Origin of the sequence: Streptomyces sp. ISL-12 (assembly GCF_018614415.1) — a bacterium.
In the GTDB taxonomy this organism is placed as follows: domain Bacteria; phylum Actinomycetota; class Actinomycetes; order Streptomycetales; family Streptomycetaceae; genus Streptomyces.
Window position 1 is genome coordinate 1 of the sequence record NZ_JAGGOO010000033.1, and the last position, 22327, is coordinate 22327.

25 protein-coding genes and 1 riboswitch are annotated in these 22327 nt (G+C 71.8%); of the genes, 18 read left to right on the plus strand and 7 right to left on the minus strand.

The annotated features are described in order from the left end of the window. From J7I94_RS09835 to gcvT, 3 genes are all read right to left on the minus strand, one after another. Window positions 1-905 (minus strand): serine hydroxymethyltransferase (locus J7I94_RS09835; protein ID WP_215166601.1); only part of this gene is annotated, 905 nt, incomplete at its 3' end. 12 nt (window positions 906-917) lie between these two features. Next, window positions 918-1298 (minus strand): glycine cleavage system protein GcvH, encoded by a 381-nt coding sequence (gcvH, locus tag J7I94_RS09840; RefSeq protein ID WP_215166602.1) that lies wholly within the window; start codon window positions 1296-1298, stop codon window positions 918-920. A gap of 120 nt (window positions 1299-1418) precedes the next feature. After that, the gene (gene gcvT / locus J7I94_RS09845) at window positions 1419-2537 is read right to left on the minus strand and encodes a glycine cleavage system aminomethyltransferase GcvT (RefSeq protein ID WP_215166603.1); all 1119 of its coding nucleotides are present in this window, start codon (window positions 2535-2537) and stop codon (window positions 1419-1421) included. Window positions 2538-2704: 167 nt separating this feature from the next. Next, window positions 2705-2799: riboswitch (glycine riboswitch) on the minus strand. Between the two features lie 179 nt (window positions 2800-2978). Between gcvT and J7I94_RS09850 the strand changes: the two genes are divergently transcribed. The 11 genes from J7I94_RS09850 (at window position 2979) to J7I94_RS09900 (ending at window position 14248) form a co-directional block, all read left to right on the plus strand. Continuing rightward, complete coding sequence (locus tag J7I94_RS09850; protein WP_215166604.1) at window positions 2979-3647, plus strand: AAA family ATPase; 669 nt, start codon at window positions 2979-2981, stop codon at window positions 3645-3647. 53 nt (window positions 3648-3700) lie between these two features. After that, the gene (locus J7I94_RS09855) at window positions 3701-4468 is read left to right on the plus strand and encodes an enhanced serine sensitivity protein SseB (RefSeq protein ID WP_215166605.1); all 768 of its coding nucleotides are present in this window, start codon (window positions 3701-3703) and stop codon (window positions 4466-4468) included. Between the two features lie 182 nt (window positions 4469-4650). Beyond that, a complete protein-coding gene (locus J7I94_RS09860; RefSeq protein ID WP_215166606.1) occupies window positions 4651-5448 on the plus strand; it encodes an enhanced serine sensitivity protein SseB C-terminal domain-containing protein in 798 nt (265 codons plus the stop codon). A 309-nt stretch (window positions 5449-5757) separates the two neighbouring features. Then, window positions 5758-6765: an ABC transporter permease gene (locus J7I94_RS09865; RefSeq protein ID WP_215166607.1), complete on the plus strand. Its 1008-nt coding sequence runs from the start codon at window positions 5758-5760 to the stop codon at window positions 6763-6765. Between the two features lie 70 nt (window positions 6766-6835). Continuing rightward, complete coding sequence (locus J7I94_RS09870) at window positions 6836-8626, plus strand: ABC transporter substrate-binding protein (protein ID WP_215166608.1); 1791 nt, start codon at window positions 6836-6838, stop codon at window positions 8624-8626. A gap of 109 nt (window positions 8627-8735) precedes the next feature. After that, the gene (locus tag J7I94_RS09875) at window positions 8736-9734 is read left to right on the plus strand and encodes an ABC transporter permease (protein WP_215166609.1); all 999 of its coding nucleotides are present in this window, start codon (window positions 8736-8738) and stop codon (window positions 9732-9734) included. Beyond that, window positions 9731-10828: an ABC transporter ATP-binding protein gene (locus J7I94_RS09880; protein WP_215166610.1), complete on the plus strand. Its 1098-nt coding sequence runs from the start codon at window positions 9731-9733 to the stop codon at window positions 10826-10828. The genes J7I94_RS09875 and J7I94_RS09880 overlap by 4 nt, the downstream gene beginning before the upstream one ends. Window positions 10829-10851: 23 nt before the next feature. Further along, entirely contained in the window at window positions 10852-12060 is a 1209-nt protein-coding gene (locus J7I94_RS09885; protein ID WP_374198373.1) for an ABC transporter ATP-binding protein, read from the plus strand. Between the two features lie 98 nt (window positions 12061-12158). After that, the gene (locus J7I94_RS09890; RefSeq protein ID WP_215166612.1) at window positions 12159-12818 is read left to right on the plus strand and encodes a trimeric intracellular cation channel family protein; all 660 of its coding nucleotides are present in this window, start codon (window positions 12159-12161) and stop codon (window positions 12816-12818) included. A gap of 56 nt (window positions 12819-12874) precedes the next feature. Beyond that, the gene (locus J7I94_RS09895) at window positions 12875-13735 is read left to right on the plus strand and encodes a thioesterase family protein (RefSeq protein WP_215166613.1); all 861 of its coding nucleotides are present in this window, start codon (window positions 12875-12877) and stop codon (window positions 13733-13735) included. A gap of 189 nt (window positions 13736-13924) precedes the next feature. Beyond that, complete coding sequence (locus J7I94_RS09900) at window positions 13925-14248, plus strand: hypothetical protein (protein WP_215166614.1); 324 nt, start codon at window positions 13925-13927, stop codon at window positions 14246-14248. Between the two features lie 6 nt (window positions 14249-14254). On the opposite strand, the gene J7I94_RS09905 is transcribed toward J7I94_RS09900, so the two are convergent. Then, on the minus strand, window positions 14255-14881 hold the full coding sequence (locus tag J7I94_RS09905; RefSeq protein WP_215166615.1) for a TetR family transcriptional regulator: 627 nt from the start codon (window positions 14879-14881) through the stop codon (window positions 14255-14257). Between the two features lie 116 nt (window positions 14882-14997). Here J7I94_RS09905 and J7I94_RS09910 point away from each other — a divergent pair, with 116 nt between their 5' ends. The 3 genes from J7I94_RS09910 to J7I94_RS09920 all read left to right on the plus strand — a co-directional run bounded on the left by J7I94_RS09910 (window position 14998) and on the right by J7I94_RS09920 (window position 16702). Then, complete coding sequence (locus tag J7I94_RS09910) at window positions 14998-15162, plus strand: hypothetical protein (RefSeq protein ID WP_215166616.1); 165 nt, start codon at window positions 14998-15000, stop codon at window positions 15160-15162. Window positions 15163-15197: 35 nt separating this feature from the next. Continuing rightward, entirely contained in the window at window positions 15198-15470 is a 273-nt protein-coding gene (locus J7I94_RS09915; RefSeq protein ID WP_215166617.1) for a DUF4190 domain-containing protein, read from the plus strand. A gap of 68 nt (window positions 15471-15538) precedes the next feature. Further along, the gene (locus J7I94_RS09920; RefSeq protein WP_215166618.1) at window positions 15539-16702 is read left to right on the plus strand and encodes a cysteine desulfurase family protein; all 1164 of its coding nucleotides are present in this window, start codon (window positions 15539-15541) and stop codon (window positions 16700-16702) included. A 22-nt stretch (window positions 16703-16724) separates the two neighbouring features. On the opposite strand, the gene J7I94_RS09925 is transcribed toward J7I94_RS09920, so the two are convergent. After that, a complete protein-coding gene (locus tag J7I94_RS09925) occupies window positions 16725-17486 on the minus strand; it encodes an N-acetylmuramoyl-L-alanine amidase (RefSeq protein WP_215166619.1) in 762 nt (253 codons plus the stop codon). Window positions 17487-17546: 60 nt separating this feature from the next. Here J7I94_RS09925 and mnmA point away from each other — a divergent pair, with 60 nt between their 5' ends. Then, a complete protein-coding gene (mnmA, locus tag J7I94_RS09930; RefSeq protein ID WP_215166620.1) occupies window positions 17547-18680 on the plus strand; it encodes a tRNA 2-thiouridine(34) synthase MnmA in 1134 nt (377 codons plus the stop codon). A 99-nt stretch (window positions 18681-18779) separates the two neighbouring features. Here the strand turns inward: mnmA and J7I94_RS09935 are convergent, their stop codons facing one another. Together J7I94_RS09935 and J7I94_RS09940 are read right to left on the minus strand one after the other, a co-directional pair. Continuing rightward, complete coding sequence (locus tag J7I94_RS09935) at window positions 18780-19559, minus strand: alpha/beta fold hydrolase (protein ID WP_215166621.1); 780 nt, start codon at window positions 19557-19559, stop codon at window positions 18780-18782. 37 nt (window positions 19560-19596) lie between these two features. After that, window positions 19597-19920 carry a DUF427 domain-containing protein gene (locus J7I94_RS09940; protein ID WP_215166622.1) on the minus strand — a complete coding sequence of 108 codons (324 nt, stop codon included), beginning with the start codon at window positions 19918-19920 and terminating at the stop codon, window positions 19597-19599. Between the two features lie 90 nt (window positions 19921-20010). Between J7I94_RS09940 and J7I94_RS09945 the strand changes: the two genes are divergently transcribed. Genes J7I94_RS09945 through J7I94_RS09955 form a run of 3 tightly spaced genes read left to right on the plus strand, consistent with a single transcriptional unit; the run spans window position 20011 to window position 22327 of the window. Further along, window positions 20011-20550 carry a TIGR00730 family Rossman fold protein gene (locus J7I94_RS09945; protein WP_215166623.1) on the plus strand — a complete coding sequence of 180 codons (540 nt, stop codon included), beginning with the start codon at window positions 20011-20013 and terminating at the stop codon, window positions 20548-20550. A 47-nt stretch (window positions 20551-20597) separates the two neighbouring features. Next, window positions 20598-21287, plus strand: a complete 690-nt coding sequence (locus tag J7I94_RS09950; protein WP_215166624.1) for an SDR family oxidoreductase — start codon at window positions 20598-20600, stop codon at window positions 21285-21287. 32 nt (window positions 21288-21319) lie between these two features. Continuing rightward, a complete protein-coding gene (locus tag J7I94_RS09955; protein WP_215166625.1) occupies window positions 21320-22327 on the plus strand; it encodes a methionine synthase in 1008 nt (335 codons plus the stop codon).

Here is a 22327-nt window from a genome sequence, read left to right on the forward strand (position 1 = left end):
TCCCGCACCAGGCGCTCGGCGAGGACGCGGGCGCCTTCCAGCGTACGACGCTGGCGCTCCGCGAACTCCTCACTGGCCGCCACCTTGAAGGCGACCGCCTTGGCGGCGATCACGTGCTCCAGCGGGCCGCCCTGCTGACCGGGGAAGACCGCCGAGTTGATCTTCTTGGCCAGCTCGGCCGTGGAGAGGATCACACCGCCGCGCGGGCCGCCGAGGGTCTTGTGGGTCGTGGTGGTGACCACGTGGGCGTGCGGCACCGGGTTCGGGTGCAGGCCCGCCGCGACCAGACCGGCGAAGTGCGCCATGTCGACCATCAGGTACGCGCCGACCTCGTCCGCGATCCGGCGGAAGGCGGCGAAGTCCAGCTGCCGGGGGTAGGCCGACCAGCCGGCCACGATCAGCTTCGGCTTCTTCTCCTTGGCGAGGTGCTCCACCTCGGCCAGGTCGACCAGTCCGTCGTCGCCCACGTGGTACGGGACGACGTCGTAGAGCCTGCCGGAGAAGTTGATCTTCATGCCGTGGGTCAGATGACCGCCGTGGGCGAGGTTCAGGCCCATGATCGTGTCGCCCGGCTTCAGCAGCGCGAACATCGCCGCCGCGTTGGCCTGGGCGCCGGAGTGCGGCTGCACGTTGGCGTGCTCGGCGCCGAACAGGGCCTTGATCCGGTCGATGGCGATCTGCTCGACGACGTCGACGTGCTCGCAGCCGCCGTAGTAGCGACGGCCCGGGTAGCCCTCGGCGTACTTGTTGGTCAGCACCGAGCCCTGGGCCTCCATCACCGCGGCCGGCGCGAAGTTCTCGGAGGCGATCATCTCCAGGGTGGACTGCTGGCGGTGCAGCTCGGCGTCGACGGCGGCGGCGACGTCGGGGTCGAGTTCGTGCAGGGGGGTGTTCAGGAGGGTCATCGCGAGGGCTCCTCAGCCGGCCGAGTAGGCGGTGTACTCGTCGGCGGAGAGCAGGTCGGCCGGCTCCTCGGCGACGCGCACCCTGAACAGCCAGCCGCCCTCGAAGGGCGCGGAGTTCACCAGCGACGGGTCGTCGACGACGTCCTCGTTGACCTCGGTGACCTCGCCGGAGACGGGTGAGTACAGGTCGGAGACCGACTTGGTCGACTCCAGCTCGCCGCAGGTCTCGCCCGCGGTCACGGTGGCACCGGTCTCGGGGAGCTGGACGAAGACGACGTCACCGAGGGCGTTGGCCGCGTGCTCCGTGATGCCGACCGTCGCGACGCCGTCCTCGGCGGCCGACAGCCACTCGTGCTCCTTGCTGTAGCGGAGCTGCTGGGGGTTGTTGCTCATGGCTGAATTCTCCCGTAAGAGGTGGAGTGGCGGTGAATGAGGGGGATGCCGGAAGGCAGGCGTGCTCGCCTCCGGCGCTGGTCGCTGACTTCTGGACTTCTTGACCGCTGACGCGGTCGCTTACTTCTCGCGCCGGTAGAACGGCAGCGCCACGACCTCGTACGGCTCATGGCTGCCGCGGATGTCCACACCGACCCCGGGCGTCCCCGGCGCCGCGTGCGCCGCGTCGACGTACGCCATCGCGATCGGCCTGCCCAGCGTGGGGGAGGGGGCGCCGGAGGTGACCTCGCCGATCACCCGGCCGCCGGCGACCACCGCGTACCCGGCGCGCGGGACCCGGCGGCCCTCGGCGACCAGGCCGACCAGGACGCGCGGGGGGCTGTCCTGAGCGCGGGAGGCGGCCTCGGTCAGCGCCGCGCGCCCCACGAAGTCGCCCTCCTTCTCGAACTTCACCACCCGGCCGAGCCCGGCGTCGAAGGGCGTCAGCGCGGTGGTCAGCTCGTGCCCGTACAGCGGCATGCCCGCCTCCAGGCGGAGCGTGTCCCGGCAGGACAGGCCGCACGGCACCAGACCGGCGGACGCGCCCGCCTCGGTCAGCGCCCGCCACAGCCGCTCCGCGCCGTCCGGGGCGACGAACAGCTCGAAGCCGTCCTCGCCGGTGTAGCCGGTGCGCGCGATCAGGGCGGGCACGCCGGCCACGGTGCCCGGCAGGCCGGCGTAGTACTTCAGCCCGTCCAGGTCGGCGTCGGTCAGCGCGGCGAGGATGCCCGCCGACTCGGGCCCCTGCACGGCGAGCAGCGCGTAGGCGTCGCGGTCGTCGCGGACCTCGGCGTCGAACCCGGCCGCCCGTTCGGTGAGCGCGTCCAGCACCACCTGGGCGTTGGAGGCGTTGGCGACGACCAGGTACGTGTCGTCCGCCGTCCGGTAGACGATCAGGTCGTCCAGGATGCCGCCGTCCGCCCGGCAGATCATGGTGTAGCGGGCGCGGCCCGGCCGCACGGTGCCGATGTTGCCGACCAGCGCGAAGTCCAGCAGCGCGGCGGCCTGGGGGCCGGTGACCGTGATCTCGCCCATGTGCGAGAGGTCGAAGAGCCCGGCCCGGGTGCGTACGGCGGTGTGCTCGTCGCGCTCGGAGCCGTAGCGCAGCGGCATGTCCCAGCCGGCGAAGTCGGTCATGGTCGCGCCGAGCGCGCGGTGGACCGCGTCGAGCGCGGTACGGCGGGGCAGGGTACTGCTCATCGGTCGTCTCCCAGGGCAGGACGGCACGGGCGAGGAAGGCCCTCCCCATCTGTCATCGGTACCTGAGAGGTTCGCCGTGACCACGCCTGTCACCGGAGTACCGGTCGTGGTCAGGACTTGCACCTTGGGTGGGGCCGCCCGGACGGCGGCCCGCTTTTCAGATGTGCCTCGCCCGCGCGGTGACGGGGCCTGAGAGATTCAAGGGAGGAACTTGCTCCTTCGGCGCCCCGGCGACGACCGGGGACTCTCCCGCGCGGATTCAAACGGCCGGTATGCAGTTGGCGCGGCCACAGTAGCACCGCCCTCGGTGCCGCCCCCGGCGCCGCCTTTGTGACCGGCTTGTGGCGCGAAGCGAACGAAATCGCGAGACCTCGGCATTACCTTCTCTTTACACTCGACGGGGATGGAACACGTGAACCGCCCCAGGGGAGGACGATCACGGTGAACAGGACCACGGCATACGCCACGACCTCGGGACTCGCGCTGCCCGAGCAGCACACGGCCCCGGCCCGGGAGGCGTGCGCCGAGCGGCCCGCACCCGTCGTCCGCGACCTGCGGGACCGGGCGGGCCGCAGCCCGCACGCCCTGCTCTTCGGCCCGAAGGACCTCGTCGCGGTCACCGGCCTGCCCGGCAGCGGCAAGTCCACGCTGATGGAGCGGACCGTGCGCGGGACCCGCATCGACTCGCAGGACACCCGCGACCGCTGGGACCGGCGCATGCCGCGCTTCCTGCCGTACGCGGTCTACCGCCCCCTCGTCCGGATCGCCCACTACGCCGGGCTGCGCCGCGCCCTGCGCTCCGGCGAGGGCGTCGTCGTGCACGACTGCGGCACCCAGACCTGGGTGCGCCGCTGGCTGGCCCGCGAGGCCCGGCGGCGCGGCGGCACCCTGCACCTGCTGCTGCTCGACGTCGACGCCGAGCAGGCGCTCCAGGGCCAGCGCGAGCGCGGCCGGGGCGTGTCCCGGTACGCGTTCCTGCGCCACCGCGCGGCCACCCACCGGCTGCTGAGCGCGGCCCAGCGGGGCGAGCTGCCGCCCGGCTGCGGCGCCGCCGTCCTGCTCGACCGCGCGGCGGCCGACACCCTGCGCCGGATCGGCTTCACCGGCTGACCGGTAGCCTTTTCAGCCACACCAGCGGTTCCCCACAGGCGGTAGGCAGGCAGATGGACTTCCCGGCGCAGGCGCACCCTCACCCGCACGGCGGATGGCCCGGCAACGAACTGGAGGAGGTGCTCTCCGCCGCCCTCGGCGTGCCGGGCGCCGGCGGCCGGATAGTCGAGGTCCTCGGCCGCAGCTTCGTCTGGGTCCCGCTGCCCAACGGCGGCGGCCCGCACAGCGGCCCCCTGGACCTGCCCACGCTGGAGATCCAGGGCCAGGCGTACGTCCCGGTGTTCAGCTCCGAGGAGCAGTTCCGCCAGGTCGTCGGCGCGCACATGGCGTACACCATCGCCCCCGCCGTGGAGTTCGCCCGCGGACTGCCCCCGCAGGTCGGCATCGCCGTCAACCCGGACGGGGTCGTCGGCATCCCGCTGCCGCCGCCCGCCGTGGCCGAGCTGTGCCGCGCCGGACGCGGCCCGCTGGACGGCCCCGCCGGCGGCGGCCGGGTCCGGCTGTTCGAGCCCGACTGGCAGGACGACCCGGTGGACTTCCTCTCCGCGGCCTCCGCCGAGTTCGCCGCGACCGGCGTGGTCCGTACCGCCCGCCGCTGCCTGGCCGCCATCGAGACCGCCGACCCGGTCATGTTCGTCGGCGTCGAACTCACCCACTGGGAGGGCGACGCCCGCGCCGTCCCGCTGGACGCCCTCGGCCGCGCCCTGGGCCGCGTCCCGGTCAAGTGGCCGGTCAACCTGGTCCTCCTGGAGGCGGCCCAGGACCCGGTCTGCGACTGGCTGCGGCAGCAGGTCCGCCCGTTCTACACAAGTGACGTGTGAGCGTCGCCCCGAGGGCGCGCGGGGCTGAACGGATATACGGCTCCGCCGCGTGGGCGCGACAAGCCACGACGCACCCGCACCCGCCGACGGACAATCAGCCCCGAGCTCGAAGGCGCCCCCGGCCCGCGGAGCCACCTAAGCTGGACCCCAACCACGCACGCTTCCCGAGAGGTCGGTAAAACGTGAGCGCGAGCGGTACCGCCGCAGCCGGGCAGGTCGAGCACATGCTGCGCCAGGTGACGCCCGGCCGCTACGACGCCTACGAGTCACTGCTGCGCGCCCTCGCGGCCCCCGATTCCGGCCAGGTCTGGATGCTGCTCTGGCACGGCCAGGCGGGCTCCCCGGACGCCCAGTACGGGAACATGGAGGTCGACGGCCACGGCTACGCGCCCTGCGTCACCTCCGCCCAGGAGCTGTCCGCCAGCGGCTGGAACCGGTCCTACGAGGTGGTCGACGGACTGGAGGTCGCCCGCGCCCTGTTCCCCGACCGCTTCGGCCTCTGGCTCAACCCGCACGCCCCCGGCGGCGGCGTCGGCATCCCCTGGCTCGACCTGCGCCGCATCGCCACCGGCCTGGACCGCCAGCCCGCGGGCCCCCTGCGGCTGTCCGAACCGGCCATCGAGACCCCGCAGTTCTACGCCCTGCTGACGCAGAACGCCCACCGCACCCCGGTCGTCCGCTCGCTGCGCCGCGCCTGGGTGCAGCCGGCGCTCGGGGCGCCGTATCTCGCCATCGGTCTCGACGTGTACGACACCTCCCCGCCGGCCGTCGGCGCGGTGCGCGCGATGATGCAGCAGTCCGTCGGCGCGGTGCCGGACGGGCTGGCGGTGTCCACCGTGGCGATGTCGGACGCGCTGGACCCGGTCGCCATGTGGCTGCGCTCCAACGCCCGTCCGTTCTACGACCGGGAGGCCCACGCGGCCCCCGCCCAGGCGCCCGCGGCCGGGTACGGCTACCCTCCGGCGGGCGGCCGGTACTGACGGCGGAAGATGAGATTCCGCTGAGTAGCGGAGTGATCTCCGCGCGTAGAGCGAAGGGGAACGTCCCCTTCTGTCCCTGGTGCCCCAACTCCTCCATGTCCGCAGGGTGTTACCCGGCGTCCGGATAACGGAAACCCTCAGACAGCATCACGGTTGCGCATCCATTCACCGCCAAGTCTGGCAACAGATCACCCATGCGTTGAAGACTCCCGCACCAGGGGTGTTCGCCCCTGTGTACTACGGACTGATCACGCCGCCACAGCGGCAAGTGCGGGCCGGCTACCGCCGGTTGAGAGGGGTCCCTGCCAGATGACGGCACCATTGCACGAGCCGACCGCCGAAGCGGCCCCGAGCGCTGCCGAGGAGGCGGCGGTCGCCGGCGCCGAGGCGAAGTCGGTACAGGGCCGGTCCCTGGGCCGTATCGCCTGGGAACGCCTGAAGCGGGACAAGCTGGCCCTCGCGGGCGCCGTCGTGGTGCTCTTCCTCGTCGTGGTCGCGCTGCTGGCGCCGGTCATCACGGGCCTGCTCGGGCAGGACCCGAACGAGTACCACGAGGACCTGATCGACCCGCTGTTCGGCACTCCCGTGGGCTCGCTCGGCGGGATCAGCGGCGACCACCTGCTCGGTGTCGAGCCGGTCAACGGCCGCGACATCTTCGCCCGCATCCTCTACGGCGCCCGCATCTCGCTGCTGGTCGGCTTCCTCTCCGCCATCGTGGCCGTCATCCTCGGCACGGTCCTCGGTGTCCTGGCCGGCTTCTTCGGCGGCTGGGTGGACTCCGTCATCAGCCGGGTGATGGACGGCCTGCTGGCCTTCCCGCAGCTGCTCTTCATCATCGCGCTGGTCTCGGTGATGCCCAACGACATGCTGGGCCTGCACGGAACCGGCGTGCGCGTCTTCGTGATGATCCTGGTCATCGGCTTCTTCGGCTGGCCGTACATCGGACGCGTGGTGCGCGGCCAGACGCTCTCGATGCGTGAGCGCGAGTACGTCGAGGCCGCCCGTTCCCTGGGCGCGGGGCAGCTGTACATCCTGTTCAAGGAACTGCTGCCCAACCTGGTCGCGCCGATCATCGTCTACACGACGATGATGATCCCCACCAACATCCTCACCGAGGCGGCCCTCAGCTTCCTGGGAGTGGGTGTCAAGCCGCCCACGGCATCGTGGGGGCAGATGCTGTCGAGCGCGATCGAGTACTACGAGTCGGACCCCATGTACATGGTGGTCCCCGGCGTGGCGATCTTCATCACCGTGCTCGCCTTCAACCTCTTCGGCGACGGCGTGCGTGACGCGCTGGACCCGAAGGGCTCCCGCTGAACACCCGCACGCACAAGCGTCCCGTGGCACCTGCACGGGGTCTCTCATCTAATCCGGAGGATCCGAGATCGTGACTACCCAACGCACCTCAGGGCGGCGTAAGCAGGCTCTGGCCGCTGCCGCAGTGGTCGCCGCGCTGCTGACCACGGCGGCGTGCGGCGGCGGTGACAGCGACGGGGGATCGAAGAACGGCGCGGCCGGCTTCGACGCCGCGAACAACAAGGTCGCCCAGGCGTCGCTGGCCAAGAAGGGCGGCACGCTGAAGTTCGGCGGCGCCCAGGACGCCGACTCCTGGGACACCACGCGCGGCTACTACGGCTTCATGTGGAACTTCTCCCGCTACTACAGCCGTCAGCTCGTCACGAACAAGACGGAGCCGGGTTCGGCGGGCGCCGAGATCACCCCGGACCTCGCCACCTCGACCGCCGAGGTCTCCGACGACGGCAAGACGTACAAGTACACCCTGCGTGACGGCATCACCTGGGAGGACGGCAAGCCGATCACGTCCCAGGACGTCAAGTACGGCATCGAGCGCGTCTGGGCGCAGGACGTGCTGTCCGGCGGTCCGACGTACCTCAAGGAGGTGCTCGACCCCAAGGACGAGTACGAGGGCCCGTACAAGGACAAGTCCAAGGACAAGCTGGGTCTGAAGGCGATCGAGACGCCGGACGACAAGACCATCGTCTTCAAGCTGCCGAAGGCCAACTCGGACTTCGAGGAGATGCTGGCGCTCACCTCCGCCTCCCCGGTCCGCCAGGACAAGGACACCAAGTCCAAGTACGGCCTGCACCCGTTCTCCTCCGGCCCGTACAAGTTCGAGTCCTACACCCCGGGCAAGGAACTCACCCTGGTCCGCAACACGGAGTGGAAGCAGGACTCCGACCCGGTCCGCAAGGCCTACCCGGACAAGATCACCGTCGAGTTCTTCTCCGACGCCAACCAGCTCGACCAGCGCCTGCTCAACGGCGACATCGACCTGGACATCAACCAGACCGGCATGTCTCCCCAGGGCCGTACCACGGCGCTGAAGGAGTACAAGGACAACCTGGACAACCCGGTCTCCGGCTACATCCGCTACGCGGTCTTCCCGCAGAGCGTGGCGCCGTTCGACAAGCTGGAGTGCCGCAAGGCCGTCATCCTCGGCGCCGACCACGTCTCGCTGCAGACCGCGCGCGGCGGCCCGATCGCCGGCGGCGACATCGGCACCAACATGCTGCCGCCGTCCGTCCCGGGCGCCGAGGGCCAGAAGTACGACCCGTACAAGCTCGCCGGCGACAACAAGAAGGGCAACGTCGAGGAGGCCAAGGCGGCGCTGAAGGCCTGCGGCCAGCCCAACGGCTTCAAGACCACCATCGCGGTCCGCAACAACAAGCCGGTCGAGGTGGCCACCGCCCAGTCGCTCCAGGCGTCGCTGAAGAAGATCGGCATCACCGCCGAGATCGACCAGTACGACGGTTCGCAGACCGCCGGCATCATCGGCAGCCCCTCGAACGTCAAGAAGAAGAACTACGGCATCATCATCATGGGCTGGGGCCCGGACTTCCCGTCCGTCCAGGGCTACGGTCTGCCGCTGTGGGACAGCGACTACATCCTGGAGAGCGGTAACAACAACTACGCGCTCATCAAGGACAAGGAGATCGACGGCCTGTTCGACGACTACGTCGACACGCTGGACGACGCCGGCAAGGCCAAGATCGCCACGGAGATCAACCACAAGGTGATGGAGGGCGCGTACTACCTGCCGTTCGTCTTCGAGAAGTTCGTCAACTGGCGCTCCAGCCGCCTGGCGAACGTGTACACCTCCGACGGCTACAGCGGTATGTACGACTTCGTCAACCTCGGCCTGAAGTCCACGAAGTAACCGGTAAACACCCGCCGTACGGCACGAAAGGCAGGTGAAGGCCGGCGCGGCGTGACCGCGGGCCCCGGACAATCTCCGGGGCCCGCGGTACCGCGGCGGGCCGCACGCTGTGCTCGCTTACCTCATCAGGCGGCTGTTCGCCGCCGCAGTGATGCTGGTGGTCATCATCCTGGTGGTCTTCGGCATCTTCTTCCTCGTCCCCAAGTGGGCGGGCGTCGACATCGCCTCGAGCTTCGTGGGCAAGCAGGCCGACCCGGCCGCCGTCGAGGCGGTGCGGCAGAAGCTGGGCCTGAGCGACCCGATCTACTCCCAGGTCTGGGAGTTCTTCAAGGGCATCTTCGTGGGCCGCACCTACGCGGGCGGCGGCGACGTCACCCACTGCGCCGCCCCCTGCTTCGGGTACTCCTTCCGCAGCGAACAGGCCATCTGGCCGGTGCTGACCGACCGCTTCCCGGTGACCCTGGCGCTGGCGCTCGGCGCGGCCGTGCTGTGGCTGATCTTCGGCCTGGCGGCCGGTGTGCTCTCCGCGCTGAAGCGGGGCAGCTTCTGGGACCGCGGCGCGATGGTCGTGGCCCTGGCGGGCGTCTCCCTGCCCGTCTACTTCACCGGCATGGCCAGCCTGGCGGTCTTCGCGTTCGGGCTCGACTGGCTCGACGCCCGGTACGTGCCCCTGGCGGACAGCTTCACCGGCTGGTTCGGCGGCCTCATCCTGCCGTGGATCACCCTGGCGTTCCTCTACGCCGCGATGTACGCCCGGATCACCCGCGCCACCATGCTGGAGATCCTCGGCGAGGACTACATCCGCACCGCCCGCGCCAAGGGCCTGCGGGAGCAGACCGTCATCGGCAAGCACGCCATGCGCTCCACGCTGACGCCGATCCTCACCATGCTGGGCATGGACCTCGGCGCCCTCATCGGCGGCGCCATCCTCACCGAGACCACGTTCAACCTGCCCGGTCTCGGCCAGGCGGTGCTGGCCGCCATCCGCAACCAGGACCTGCCCGTCATCCTGGGCGTCACCCTGATCACTTCTCTCGCGGTGCTCATCGCCAACCTCGTGGTGGACGTCCTGTACGCCGTGATCGACCCCCGAGTGAGGCTCGCATGACCGACCTCAGCAAGAGCGGAGCCGCGGTGGGCGAGCCCACCGGCACCTCTCCCGCGCCGACCGCCTTCCTCGAAGTACGCGACCTGAAGGTGCACTTCCCGACCGACGACGGCCTGGTCAAGTCCGTCGACGGGCTCAGCTTCCAGCTGGAGAAGGGCAAGACCCTCGGCATCGTCGGCGAGTCCGGCTCCGGCAAGTCGGTCACCTCGCTGGGCATCATGGGCCTGCACACCGCCGGCCAGTACGGCAAGCGCAAGGCGCGGCTGTCCGGCGAGATCTGGCTCGACGGCACCGAGCTGCTCTCCTCCGACCCGGACGAGGTGCGCAAGCTGCGCGGCCGGCAGATGGCGATGATCTTCCAGGACCCGCTGTCCGCGCTGCACCCGTACTACACGATCGGCCAGCAGATCGTGGAGGCGTACCGCGTCCACCACCCCGTGGACAAGAAGACCGCCAGGCGCCGCGCCGTGGAGATGCTCGACCGGGTCGGCATCCCGCAGCCCGACAAGCGGGTGGACAGCTACCCGCACGAGTTCTCCGGCGGTATGCGCCAGCGCGCGATGATCGCGATGTCGCTGGTCAACAACCCCGAGCTGCTGATCGCCGACGAGCCGACCACCGCCCTGGACGTCACCGTCCAGGCGCAGATCCTGGACCTGATCCGGGACCTGCAGAAGGAGTTCGGCTCCGCGGTCATCATCATCACCCACGACCTGGGCGTCGTCGCCGAACTCGCCGACGACCTGCTGGTGATGTACGGCGGCCGGTGCGTGGAGCGCGGCCCGGCCGAGAAGGTCTTCTACGAGCCCCGCCACCCCTACACCTGGGGCCTGCTCGGCTCGATGCCGCGGCTCGACCGCGAGCAGCAGGAGCGGCTGATCCCGGTCAAGGGCTCGCCGCCCTCGCTCATCAACATCCCGTCCGGCTGCGCCTTCAACCCGCGCTGCCCGTACGCCGACGTGCCCAAGGACGACATCACCCGCACGGTCCGGCCCGAGCTGACCGAGGTCGGCAGCAAGCACTGGGCCGCCTGCCACATGTCGCAGGAGCAGCGGGAGCGTATCTGGACCGAAGAGATTGCGCCGAAGCTGTGAGTGACAAGGCAGAGGACACACCGGTGAGCATCCCCGCGCAGAGCGAAGGCACCGTGATCACCAAGGACGCCGCCCCCGGCGAGGTGCTGCTGAAGGTGAGCGGGCTGGAGAAGCACTTCCCGATCAAGAAGGGGCTGCTCCAGCGGCAGGTCGGCGCGGTGCACGCGGTCGACGGCCTCGACTTCGAGGTCCGCTCCGGTGAGACCCTCGGCGTCGTGGGCGAGTCCGGCTGCGGCAAGTCGACCATGGGCCGGCTGATCACCCGGCTGCTGGAACCGACCGCGGGCAAGGTCGAGTTCGAGGGCAAGGACATCACCCACCTCGGGGTCGGCGGGATGCGCCCGCTGCGCCGCGACGTGCAGATGATCTTCCAGGACCCGTACTCGTCGCTGAACCCGCGCCACACCATCGGCACCATCGTCAGCGCCCCCTTCAAGCTCCAGGGCGTCGAGCCCGAGGGCGGCGTCAAGAAGGAGGTGCAGCGGCTGCTGTCGGTGGTCGGGCTCAGCCCCGAGCACTACAACCGCTACCCGCACGAGTTCTCCGGCGGCCAGCGCCAGCGCATCGGCATCGCCCGCGCGCTCGCCCTGAAGCCCAAGCTGGTCGTGGCCGACGAGCCGGTCTCCGCGCTGGACGTCTCCATCCAGGCCCAGGTCGTCAACCTGCTCGACGACCTCCAGCAGGAGCTGGGCCTGACGTACGTGATCATCGCGCACGACCTCTCCGTCGTCCGGCACGTCTCGGACCGGATCGCGGTGATGTACCTCGGCAAGATCGTCGAGCTGGCCGACCGCGACCTGCTCTACAAGACGCCGATGCACCCGTACACCAAGGCGCTGATGTCGGCGGTGCCGATCCCGGACCCCGCGCGCCGCGGTGCCCAGAGCGAGCGCATCCTGCTCAAGGGCGACGTGCCCTCGCCGATCTCGCCGCCGAGCGGCTGCCGCTTCCACACCCGGTGCTGGAAGGCGACGGAGGTGTGCAAGACCACCGAGCCGCCGCTGAAGGAACTGCGGCCGGGACAGCAGGTGGCCTGCCACCACCCGGAGAACTTCGCCGACCAGGCCCCGCAGGACGTCGTCCTGCTCTCCGACGCCAAGGAGGCGGCGGAGCTGGTGTCGGAGGAGGCGCTCGCGGCGTCGGCGGCGACCTCGGCGGCGGTGGCGGCGGAGGTGGCGTCCGAGGCGGCGACGGAAGAGCAGACGGAGAACAAGGCCGCCGAGGAGAAGTAGTCCACCGGCTGGAGCGCACGGTTGCCGTCACGGTCTGCCCAGCGAGCCCCCGCCTTCGTTCGCAAGGCGGGGGCTCGCCCGCGGGTGAGAATGACCGGGTGTACCAGCAACTGTTCACCCCGTCCGTCCAGCACACGCTCGATCTGATCGGCATCTTCGTCTTCGCCATCTCCGGCGCGCTGCTGGCCGTCCGCAAGAACTTCGACGTGTTCGGCATCGCCGTCCTCGCCGAGGTCACCGCGCTCGGCGGCGGACTCTTCCGGGACCTGGTCATCGGCGCCGTACCGCCCGCCGCCTTCACCGACCTGGGGTACTTCGTCACCCCGCTGCTCGCCACCGCGCTGGTCTTCTTCCTCCACCCGCACGTCGAGCGCCTCCAGACCGGCGTCAACGTCTTCGACGCGGCCGGGCTCGGCCTGTTCTGCGTGGCCGGCACCACCAAGGCGTACGACTACGGCCTGGGGCTGACCGCCTCCGCCTGCCTCGGCCTGGCGACCGCGGTCGGCGGCGGTGTGCTGCGGGACGTGCTCGCCAACGAGGTGCCGTCCCTGCTGCGCTGGGACCGCGACCTGTACGCCGTGCCCGCGACCGTCGGCGCCACGATGGCCGCCCTGTGCATCCGCTTCGACGTCCTCACCCCGCTCACCACCACCCTCGCGGTGGTCACCGCCTTCGTGCTGCGGCTGTGCGCGATGCGGTTCCACTGGCGGGCACCGAGGGCCTGGAACCGGCGGTCGACGGTGCTGGAGGCGGAGTAACCGCCGTCCGTCGCAAAAAGCTACCGCTTAGTATTCTCCTGTTGTACCGTGCAGCCATGCCAGAAGCAGCCTCCGCAGCGGCCGTACGGGCCACCCTCGGCGACAGCGAGTTCGACCGGGACACCGCCCTGACCCCGCGCGAACCCGGCGTCTACGCCATCGACCTCTCCGCCGACTGGACCATCTTCGGCGTGGTGAACGGCGGTTTCCTGCTGGCGGTCCTGGGCCGCGCGCTCGCCGACGCCCTGCCGCACCCCGACCCGTTCACCGTCTCGGCGCACTACCTGACCGCGTCCCGCCCCGGCCCGGCCCTCGTCCGCACCGAGACCATACGCACCGGCCGCACCCTCTCCACCGGCCAGGCGTCCCTCTTCCAGTACGACGAGGAGGGCAACGAGGTCGAACGCATCCGCGTCCTCGCCTCCTACGGCGACCTGGGCGCCCTGCCCGACGACGTCCGCACCTCGGCCGAGCCGCCCGCGATGCCGCCGCTCGACCAGTGCTTCGGCCCGGAGGACGGGCCCGCGCCGGTCTCCGGCGGTTCGGCCTTCGCCGACCGGCTGCTGCTCAAGCTGGACCCGGCCACGCTGGGCTGGGCGCTCGGACAGCCCTCGGGCAAGGGCGAGATGCGGGCCTGGTTCGCGCTCGCCGACGGCCGCGACGCCGACCCCTTCGCGCTGCTCCTCGCGGTCGACGCGCTGCCGCCGACCGCCTTCGAGATGGGCCTGTCCGGCTGGGTGCCCACGGTCGAACTCACCGTCCACGTACGGTGCCGCCCGGCACCGGGCCCGCTGCGCGTGTCCGTCACCACCCGCAACCTCGCCGGCGGCTTCCTGGAGGAGGACGCCGAGGTCTGGGACAGCGCGGGCCGGTTGGTGGCGCAGTCGCGGCAGCTGGCGCGGGTGAAGCTCGGCTGATCCTTGCTCGTACGGTCGTACGGTCGTACGGCCATACGGCTCGTACTGCTGTGCTGCTCGTGCTGCTCGTCTTTGCGTGCCCTTTGCCGCGCGCACAGGCGGGCGACAGTGCGGCCCCGACTCAGTCCCAACCGCCGTTGGTCGAGTGACGTCCTCAGGAGTTACTCATCGACTGTGGAGCGTCTTCTCATGAAGCGTGCGCGTCTCGTCCCCGTCGTGGCCCTGCTGGCCCTGTCCCCGCTGGCGCTGACCGCCTGCGGCTCGGGTGACGACTCGTCGTCCTCGGGTGGCGGCACCTCCGGGCAGGAGTGCCCGACGCCGTCGGGGATGCCGTCGGGCGTGCCGAGCGGCGTGCCTTCGGGGCGGCCGTCGGGGGTGCCGTCCGGTGCGCCGTCCGGCGGGGCCTCGGGGATGCCGTCCGGTATGCCGTCGGGCGGCCCTTCGGGGACGCCCGGTGGTGGCCCGGGCGGAGGCTGCGGGGGTCCCGGCGGCGGACAGGCGCAGCAAGGCTGAGCCGGCTCAGTCCGTCCAGTGCTCGCGGCCGAGGCCGATCAGCCGCAGCCGGCGGGAGGCCAGCCGGCGGAGGCGTTCGTGTTCCTCGGCCGGGGCCTGTGCCGCGTCCAGGAAGAGCGAGGCCGTGCTCAGCATCTGGTCGACGTAGAGGCCCGCGAGCATCAGCAGGTCGTCGTCGTGCCAGCCCGCCGACTCCGGGTCCGTGGCCAGTTCGGCCTTCACCTCCCCGACGAACCGGGCGAGTTGCTCCCGTATCGCCTCCCGCACCGGCTGCACCCCGCCGTGGCGTTCGCGGGCGATGAAGCGCACGTGGGAGGGGTGCTCGCGCACGTGGCGGGCGATCAGCTCGACGGCGCGGGCGATGCGTTCCTCGCGGTCCCCCTCCGGGGACAGCGTCGTGCGGATCATCGGGTGCAGGCTGCCCAGCGCCTCCTCGACCAGCGCGACGCCGAGGTCGGCCGTGGAACGGAAGTGCCGGTAGAAGGCGGTCGGCGCCACGCCCACGGCGCGGGTGACCTCACGCAGCCCCAGGCTGCTCAGGCTCTGTTCCTCCAGCAGTTCGAGCGCCGCGTCCAGCAGCGCCTGCCGGGTCCGCTGCTTCTGGGCCTGCCGGACGCCGAGGGTGTGACTCATGCCATGTAGTTAACAACTGTTCTCCAGAATTGGAAAGTCGTCCCGCGCGCTAGACTGGGAACTCAGTGGACAAGTGTTACTACAACCGTTCACCGAATGTTGGGGGAGTCGACCTCATGCTGTTCCTCGTCGCCGCGCTTCTGCTGTTCGGCCTCGTGCTGGGCACCGTCGCCCACGCGCCGCTGGGCCTCTCCGCCGTCGCCGCCGCCGTCATCGCCGTCTGGCTCGGCGTCTTCGCGCTCCGCGAGCGGCACCGCCGCCGGAGCACCTCCGCCCACTGACGCACGGACCACGGAACCATCAGAGGGAGATCATCGTGCGACTCACCGCACCGGCCACGGCCACCCGCCGCACCGGGTTCCAGGACGCGGACGGCATGGCCGTCGCCTCCTTCGTCCTGGGCCTGCTCGGCCTGCTGGTCCTCAACGTCGTCCTGGGGCCGGTCGCCATCGCGCTGGCCGGCGCCGCCCTGTGGCGCGGCACGGCCCGCCGCGGCCGGGCGCTGCTGGGCCTCGGCCTGGGCATCGCCGACCTGGTCGTCCTGGCGGCGCTCGTCCAAGCCGACCAGACCATTTCCTGGAGCCTGTGAGCCGCTCCGCCAGCAGACCGACCTTGATCTGAGCCCGGCCGGGGACGCCCCGTAGAATCGGCGTCACCATGGCTTACCTCGACCACGCCGCGACCACCCCGATGCTTCCCGAGGCGGTCGAGGCACTCGCCGCGCACCTCGGCGTCACCGGCAACGCCTCCTCCCTGCACGCGTCCGGCCGCCGCGCCCGGCGCACCGTCGAGGAGGCCCGGGAGACCCTCGCCGAGGCGTTGGGCGCCCGCCCCAGCGAGGTGGTGTTCACCTCCGGCGGCACCGAGGCCGACAACCTCGCCGTCAAGGGCCTGTACTGGGCGCGCCGCGACGCCGACCCGGCCCGCACCCGGGTCCTGGCCAGCCCCGTGGAGCACCACGCCGTCCTGGACGCCGTGCACTGGCTCGGCGAGCACGAGGGCGCCACCGTCGAGTACCTCCCGGTCGACGCGCACGGCCGCGTCCACCCCGAGGCGCTGCGCGAGGCCATCGCCCGCGACCCCGCCGACGTGGCCCTGGCCACCGTCATGTGGGCCAACAACGAGATCGGTACGGTGCTGCCGGTCCGTGAACTCGCCGACGTCGCCGCCGAGTTCGGCGTACCGCTGCACGCCGACGCGGTGCAGGCGTTCGGTCAGCTCCCGGTCGACTTCGCCGCCTCCGGGCTGGCCGCGATGACCGTCTCCGGCCACAAGATCGGCGGCCCCTACGGCATCGGCGCGCTGCTGCTGGGCCGCGAGCACACCCCGGTCCCCGTGCTGCACGGCGGCGGCCAGGAACGCCACGTCCGCTCCGGCACCCTCGACGTCCCCGCCGTCGCCTCCTTCGCGGTCGCCGGGCGGCTCGCCGCCGAGCGGCGCGAGTGGTTCGCCCGCGAGATCGGCGCCCTGCGCGACAGCCTGGTCGAGGCGGTGCGCAAGGCGGTCCCGGACGCGATCCTCGGCGGCGACCCCGTGGACCGGCTGCCCGCCAACGCCCACTTCACCTTCCCGGGCTGCGAAGGCGACTCCCTGCTCCTCCTCCTCGACGCCCAGGGCATCGAGTGCTCCACCGGCTCCGCCTGCACCGCCGGCGTCGCCCAGCCCAGCCACGTCCTGCTGGCCACCGGCACCGACCCCGGCCTGGCCCGCGGCACCCTGCGCTTCTCGCTCGGCCACACCTCCACCGAGGCCGACGTCGAGGCGGTCGCCCAGGCGATCGGCCCGGCGGTGGAACGGGCACGGGCGGCCGGACTGACGTAGGGCCTCGGGCGGCTCAGGGGGCTCAGACGGCGGAGTCGCCCGGTCCGCCCCTCGACGCGGAGGCGGCGGAGGCCGAGGGGGAGGGCGTGTCCGAGGGCAGCGCCGTCGTCGCCCGCCGCACCAGCTTCATGTACCGGTCCCAGTCCCAGTGCGGCCCCGGATCGGTGTGGTCGGTCCCCGGCACCTCCACGTGCCCGATGATGTGCTCCCGGTCCACGGGTATCTCGTACCGCGCGCAGACCCCGGCCGTCAGCCGCGCCGACGCCTCGTACATCTCGTCCGTGAAGTCCTGCGGCCGGTCCACGAACCCGGCGTGCTCGATGCCGACGCTGCGTTCGTTGTACTCGCGGTTGCCCGCGTGGTACGCCACGTCCAGCTCGCGGATCATCTGGGTGATCCGTCCGTCCTGCCCCACGATGTAGTGCGAGGCGGCCTGGTGGTCCGGGTTCTGGAAGGCGCTGACCGCGCCGTCGAAACTGCCCTGCGTGACATGGATGATCACCATGTCTATGGGGTAGTCCTCGGGCCGGTCCGCGCGCCGCCAGTTCGCGTCCGCCGCCGCCACCCACCGCGCGCCCTTGTAGTCGACCACCCCGTCGTCGCGGGGTCTGTCCACGCCCGGCACCCGCCACCACAGCCGGCCCAGCTCGTCGCGGGCCAGCACGGCCGCGCCCACGGCCGTCACCGCGCCGCCGACGATCAGCGCGCGCCTGCCGATGCGCCGGTCGGTGTCCTTGGGTGATCCGCTGGGCGATCCGTCGGGGGATCGGCTGTTCGCCTCCATGTGATCGAGAACGCATATCCGCGCGTTCCGGTTCCCGGACCCCCGTACCCTGGAGGAGTTATGACTGACGACACCCCGCAGCGCACCCGCCGCCCTCTCCGTGTCCTCGCCGCCATGTCCGGCGGAGTCGACTCCGCGGTCGCCGCCGCCCGCGCCGCCGAGGCCGGGCACGACGTGACCGGCGTCCACCTCGCGCTCTCCGCCAACCCCCAATCCTTCCGCACGGGCGCGCGGGGCTGCTGCACCATCGAGGACTCCCGCGACGCCCGCCGCGCCGCGGACGTCATCGGCATCCCCTTCTACGTGTGGGACCTCGCCGACCGCTTCCGCGAGGACGTCGTCGAGGACTTCGTCGCCGAGTACGAGGCCGGCCGCACCCCCAACCCCTGCCTGCGCTGCAACGAGAAGATCAAGTTCGCCGCGCTCCTCGACAAGGCCCTCGCCCTGGGCTTCGACGCGGTCTGCACCGGCCACTACGCCCAGGTCGTCGTCAAGGAGGACGGCACCCGCGAACTGCACCGCGCCTCCGACCTGGCCAAGGACCAGTCCTACGTCCTCGGCGTCCTGGACGACCGCCAGCTCGCGCACGCGATGTTCCCGCTCGGCGACACGGTCACCACCAAGGAGGAGATCCGCGCGGAGGCCGAGCGGCGGGGCCTCGCCGTCGCCAAGAAGCCCGACTCGCACGACATCTGCTTCATCGCCGACGGCGACACCCAGGGCTTCCTCGCCGACCGCCTCGGCCGCGCCGAGGGCGACATCGTCGACGAGGCGGGCAACAAGCTGGGCACCCACGAGGGCGCGTACGGCTACACCATCGGCCAGCGCAAGGGCCTGCGCATCGGCACCCCCGCCCCCGACGGCAAGCCGCGCTACGTCCTGGACATCTCCCCGGTGACCAACACGGTGACGGTCGGCCCCGCCGACGCCCTGGACGTCAACGCCCTGCGCGCGATCAAGCCCCGCTGGTGCGGCGCCGCCCCTTCCGGGCCCGGCACCTACACGGCCCAGCTCCGCGCCCACGGCGAGGAGACCCCGGTCCGCGCGGAGGTGATCGACGGCGAGTTGGAGGTCGTCTTCGAGCAGCCGGTCCGCGGCGTCGCCCCCGGCCAGGCGATCGTCCTGTACGACGGCACGCGCGTGGTGGGCTCGGCGACGATCGCCTCGACCGCGCGGGCGACGGCGTCGGTCTGATCCGGTGCGAGCCGGTGCTCGGCGGAGGAGGCCCGGCCTCCTGGACGCGGCGCGGGTGGCGACGCCGCCCCGCCCGACCGCCGGGAGGCCCGGGGGCGCTCAGTTCCCCGCGAAGAACTCCGCCAGCACCGGCGCCAGCACCCCCGGTTCCACCATGTGGCTCTGACCCTCCAGCTCGCCGTACCGGCCGGCAGGCACCGTCTCCGCGATCTCCCGGGCCGCCGCGCGCATCGACGCCGTGCCCGCGCCGCCCGCCAGGGCCAGCACCGGCACGCTGATTCCGGCCAAAGCCTCGCGCGGTGGACGCCCGTCGCCCAGTACCGCGTCGTCGTACGCCAGGCTCGGCGCGACCGACTCCAGGCCCGCCCACATGGGGGACTGGCGGGCCCTGCCGATGACGTCCTCGCCCAGGCCGGTGAGGCGCAGGAAAAGCTCCACCGCGTCCCCGCGCCGGCCGCCGCGCAGCGCCTGAGTCAGCCGCCCGGTGTACTCCGCGCGGGCCGCCACGGCGGCGTCGTCCATCGCGTACGGCACCTCGTAGACCGCCAGCCGCCGCACCGGCAGCCCGCTCGCCGCCGCCCGCAGGGCCAGCGCGCCGCCGGACGAGATGCCGTACAGGCACGCCTCGTCGCCCAGCGTCCCGACCAGCGCCGCCAGGTCCTCGACCTCGCGGTCGACGGCGTAGGGCGGCGTGTCGCCGCTCTCGCCGCGGCCCCGGCGGTCGTACACCAGGACCTCGAAGCGGTCCGAGAGCGCGGCGGCCAGCGGCGCGAGCGTGGCGCCCGTCGACAGGGCGCCGCTGACCAGGACGAGCGCGGGACCCGTCCCGGTGCGGGTGTGGGCGAGCGGGGTGCCGTCGCGTGACTGTGTCTTCTCCATGCCTGTGCAGGTTGCCCTACGGCGCGCGGTCAACCGGTCACGACACCTCCACGTCGTAGAAGCACAGGTGATCCTTGATCTGCTGTACCTCCTCCTTGGGGTCCGGATACGCCCAGACGGAGTCCGGGGCGTCCGGCAGCGACCAGTAGACGGCGTCGCCCTTGAACGGGCAGTGGGTGGTCGTGCGGGACGGGGTCAGCAGGTCCACGCGTACGTCCAGTGAGGGGATGTAGTAGCGGTCGGGGCAGCCCGTCTCCCGCAGCAGCAGGGCCTCGTCGCTCTCCGCCAGGACCTGTCCGTCGCGCGTCACGCGCACGTGCCGGTCACTGGGCTCCACGGTGATGCGGTGTCCGGTGGTCACGATCGTCCTCCTCGATGGGCGGTGTCCTTGGTGACAGCGCGCCGCGAAACCGACTTCTTCCCCGCTGGGACGGCGCCGTACCGTTGCCCCATGAACATCTGCGTCTTCCTCTCCGCCGCCGACCTCGACGAGCGCTACACACGCCCCGCCAAGGAGTTCGCCACCCTGCTCGGCAAGGGCGGGCACACGCTGGTGTGGGGCGGCTCGGACGTCGGGCTGATGAAGGTGGTCGCCGATGGGGTGCAGGAGGCCGGCGGGCGGCTGTGCGGGGTCTCCGTGGAGTTCCTGGCGGCCAAGGCGCGCGAGGGCGTCGAGGAGATGATCGTCGCCCGGGACCTGGCCGAGCGGAAGCGGCTGCTGCTGGAGAAGGCCGACGCCGTGGTGATCATGGTGGGCGGTACCGGGACGCTCGACGAGGCGACCGAGATCCTGGAGCTGAAGAAGCACGGGCACACCGACAAGCCGGTCGTCCTGCTCAACACCGCGGGCTTCTACGACGGACTCAAGGAGCAGTTCCGCCGGATGGAGGACGAGGGGTTCCTGCCGCGCCCCCTGGGCGAGCTGGTGTTCTTCGCCGAGGAGCCGGTCGGCGCGCTGGCCTACCTGGAGGAGAGCCGGGGCGTCGCCTGAGCCGGCCGGGGCACGGAACGGTCCGGTGGTGATGCGAGCATGGCGGCATGGCTACACATGTGATCACCGGAGCCGGCTCCGGCATCGGCGCGGCCGTCGCCCGCCGTCTGCACGCGCGCGGGGACGAGATCGTGCTGCACGCGCGTGACGCGGGCCGCGCCAAGGAACTGGCCGCCGGGTACCCGGGCGCCCGCACCCTGGTCGGCGACCTGGCGGACCCCGACAAGCTCTCCTGGGCCCTGTCCCACCAGTCGCTGCCGGACCGGGTCGACTCCCTGCTGCACATCGCCGGCGTCGTCGACCTCGGCCCGGTCGGGGAGCTGACCCCGAAGTCCTGGCGCCACCAGCTCAACGTCAATCTCGTCGCGCCCGCCGAGCTGACCCGCCTGATGCTGCCGCAGCTGCGCGCCGCCCAGGGGCACGTGATCTTCGTGAACTCCGGCTCGGGGCTCAACGCCCACGCCGAGTGGGCCGCGTACGCCGCCTCCAAGCACGGCCTGAAGGCCCTCGCCGACTCCCTGCGCCACGAGGAGCACGGCAACGGGGTCAGGGTCACCTCCGTCTACCCGGGCCGCACGGCGAGCCCCATGCAGGCCAAGGTGCACCAGCAGGAGGGCAAGGAGTACGACCCGGCGCGCTGGATCGACCCCGAGTCGGTCGCCACGACGATCGTGATGGCCCTGGACCTGCCCAGGGACGCCGAGGTCAACGACCTGACGGTGCGCCCCGGGCGGTGAGCGGGGCGCCGTACGTTCCGTAGGCTGCCGGGGTGAGCGACAACAGCCAGATCAGGTTCGGTGCGGCCACCGGCGTCGGGTCCCTGCCGGGGCAGGACGCGCGCGAGGCCGTCAAGACCGTCACCGGCACCTTCGAGAACTTCCCGTTCCTGCCCGAGCTGCCCGCCCGCGGGCCCGGCGCCGACATGATCGGGCGCACCGCCGGGATGCTCGTCGAGCTGTACGCGCGCGTGGAGCCCAGCGGCTGGCGGCTCGGCGACCGGCCGGGCCGGGACACCAAGCGGGCCCGGTCCTGGCTGCGGGAGGACCTCGACGCCCTGGAGGAGTTCACCCAGGGGTACGAGGGCCCGCTGAAGGTGCAGGTCGTGGGCCCGTGGACGCTGGCCGCCGCGCTGGAGCTGCGGGGCGGCGAGGCGGTACTGAGCGACGCCGGGGCCTGCCGGGACCTCGCCGCCTCCCTCGCCGAGGGGCTGCGCGAGCACCTCGCGGAGGTCGCCCGCCGCGTCCCCGGCGCCACCCTCGTGCTCCAGCTCGACGAGCCGTCCCTCACCGCCGTACTGCGCGGCCAGGTGCGGACCGCCAGCGGCTACCGCACCCACCGGGCCCCCGACCGGCAGGTCGTCGAGGCGGCCCTCCGCGACGTCGCCGGGGTGCACGGGGACGGCCCGGTCGTGGTCCACTCGTGCGCGCCCGACGTTCCGTTCGCCCTGCTGCGCCGGGCCGGCGTCGCGGGCGTCTCGTTCGACTTCTCCCTGCTCACCGAGCGTGACGACGAGGTGATCGGAGAGGCCGTGGAGGGCGGGACGCGGCTGTTCGCCGGTGTCGTGCCGTCCGCCGGGGGCCCGTTGTCAGACCCTGCCGGTAGCGTTTCGGGTGTCAGGACGCTGTGGCGCAGGCTGGGGCTGCGTCCGGGGCTTCTCACGGACGCGGTCACGGTGACTCCGGCGTGCGGACTCGCGGGCGCGTCCCCCGAGTACGCGCGGCGGGCCCTCGCCCACTGCGTCCGGGCGGCGAGATCCCTCGCGGACAACCCAGAGTAA

Coding starts and splice junctions, on each gene's coding strand:
- gcvH (WP_215166602.1), bottom strand. CDS start 1,298: ATGAGCAACAACCCCCAGCAGCTCCGCTACAGCAAGGAGCACGAGTGG.
- gcvT (WP_215166603.1), bottom strand. CDS start 2,537: ATGAGCAGTACCCTGCCCCGCCGTACCGCGCTCGACGCGGTCCACCGC.
- J7I94_RS09855 (WP_215166605.1), top strand. CDS start 3,701: ATGGACTTCCCGGCGCAGGCGCACCCTCACCCGCACGGCGGATGGCCC.
- J7I94_RS09865 (WP_215166607.1), top strand. CDS start 5,758: ATGACGGCACCATTGCACGAGCCGACCGCCGAAGCGGCCCCGAGCGCT.
- J7I94_RS09880 (WP_215166610.1), top strand. CDS start 9,731: ATGACCGACCTCAGCAAGAGCGGAGCCGCGGTGGGCGAGCCCACCGGC.
- J7I94_RS09895 (WP_215166613.1), top strand. CDS start 12,875: ATGCCAGAAGCAGCCTCCGCAGCGGCCGTACGGGCCACCCTCGGCGAC.
- J7I94_RS09900 (WP_215166614.1), top strand. CDS start 13,925: ATGAAGCGTGCGCGTCTCGTCCCCGTCGTGGCCCTGCTGGCCCTGTCC.
- J7I94_RS09905 (WP_215166615.1), bottom strand. CDS start 14,881: ATGAGTCACACCCTCGGCGTCCGGCAGGCCCAGAAGCAGCGGACCCGG.
- J7I94_RS09910 (WP_215166616.1), top strand. CDS start 14,998: ATGCTGTTCCTCGTCGCCGCGCTTCTGCTGTTCGGCCTCGTGCTGGGC.
- J7I94_RS09920 (WP_215166618.1), top strand. CDS start 15,539: ATGGCTTACCTCGACCACGCCGCGACCACCCCGATGCTTCCCGAGGCG.
- J7I94_RS09925 (WP_215166619.1), bottom strand. CDS start 17,486: ATGGAGGCGAACAGCCGATCCCCCGACGGATCGCCCAGCGGATCACCC.
- mnmA (WP_215166620.1), top strand. CDS start 17,547: ATGACTGACGACACCCCGCAGCGCACCCGCCGCCCTCTCCGTGTCCTC.
- J7I94_RS09935 (WP_215166621.1), bottom strand. CDS start 19,559: ATGGAGAAGACACAGTCACGCGACGGCACCCCGCTCGCCCACACCCGC.
- J7I94_RS09945 (WP_215166623.1), top strand. CDS start 20,011: ATGAACATCTGCGTCTTCCTCTCCGCCGCCGACCTCGACGAGCGCTAC.
- J7I94_RS09950 (WP_215166624.1), top strand. CDS start 20,598: ATGGCTACACATGTGATCACCGGAGCCGGCTCCGGCATCGGCGCGGCC.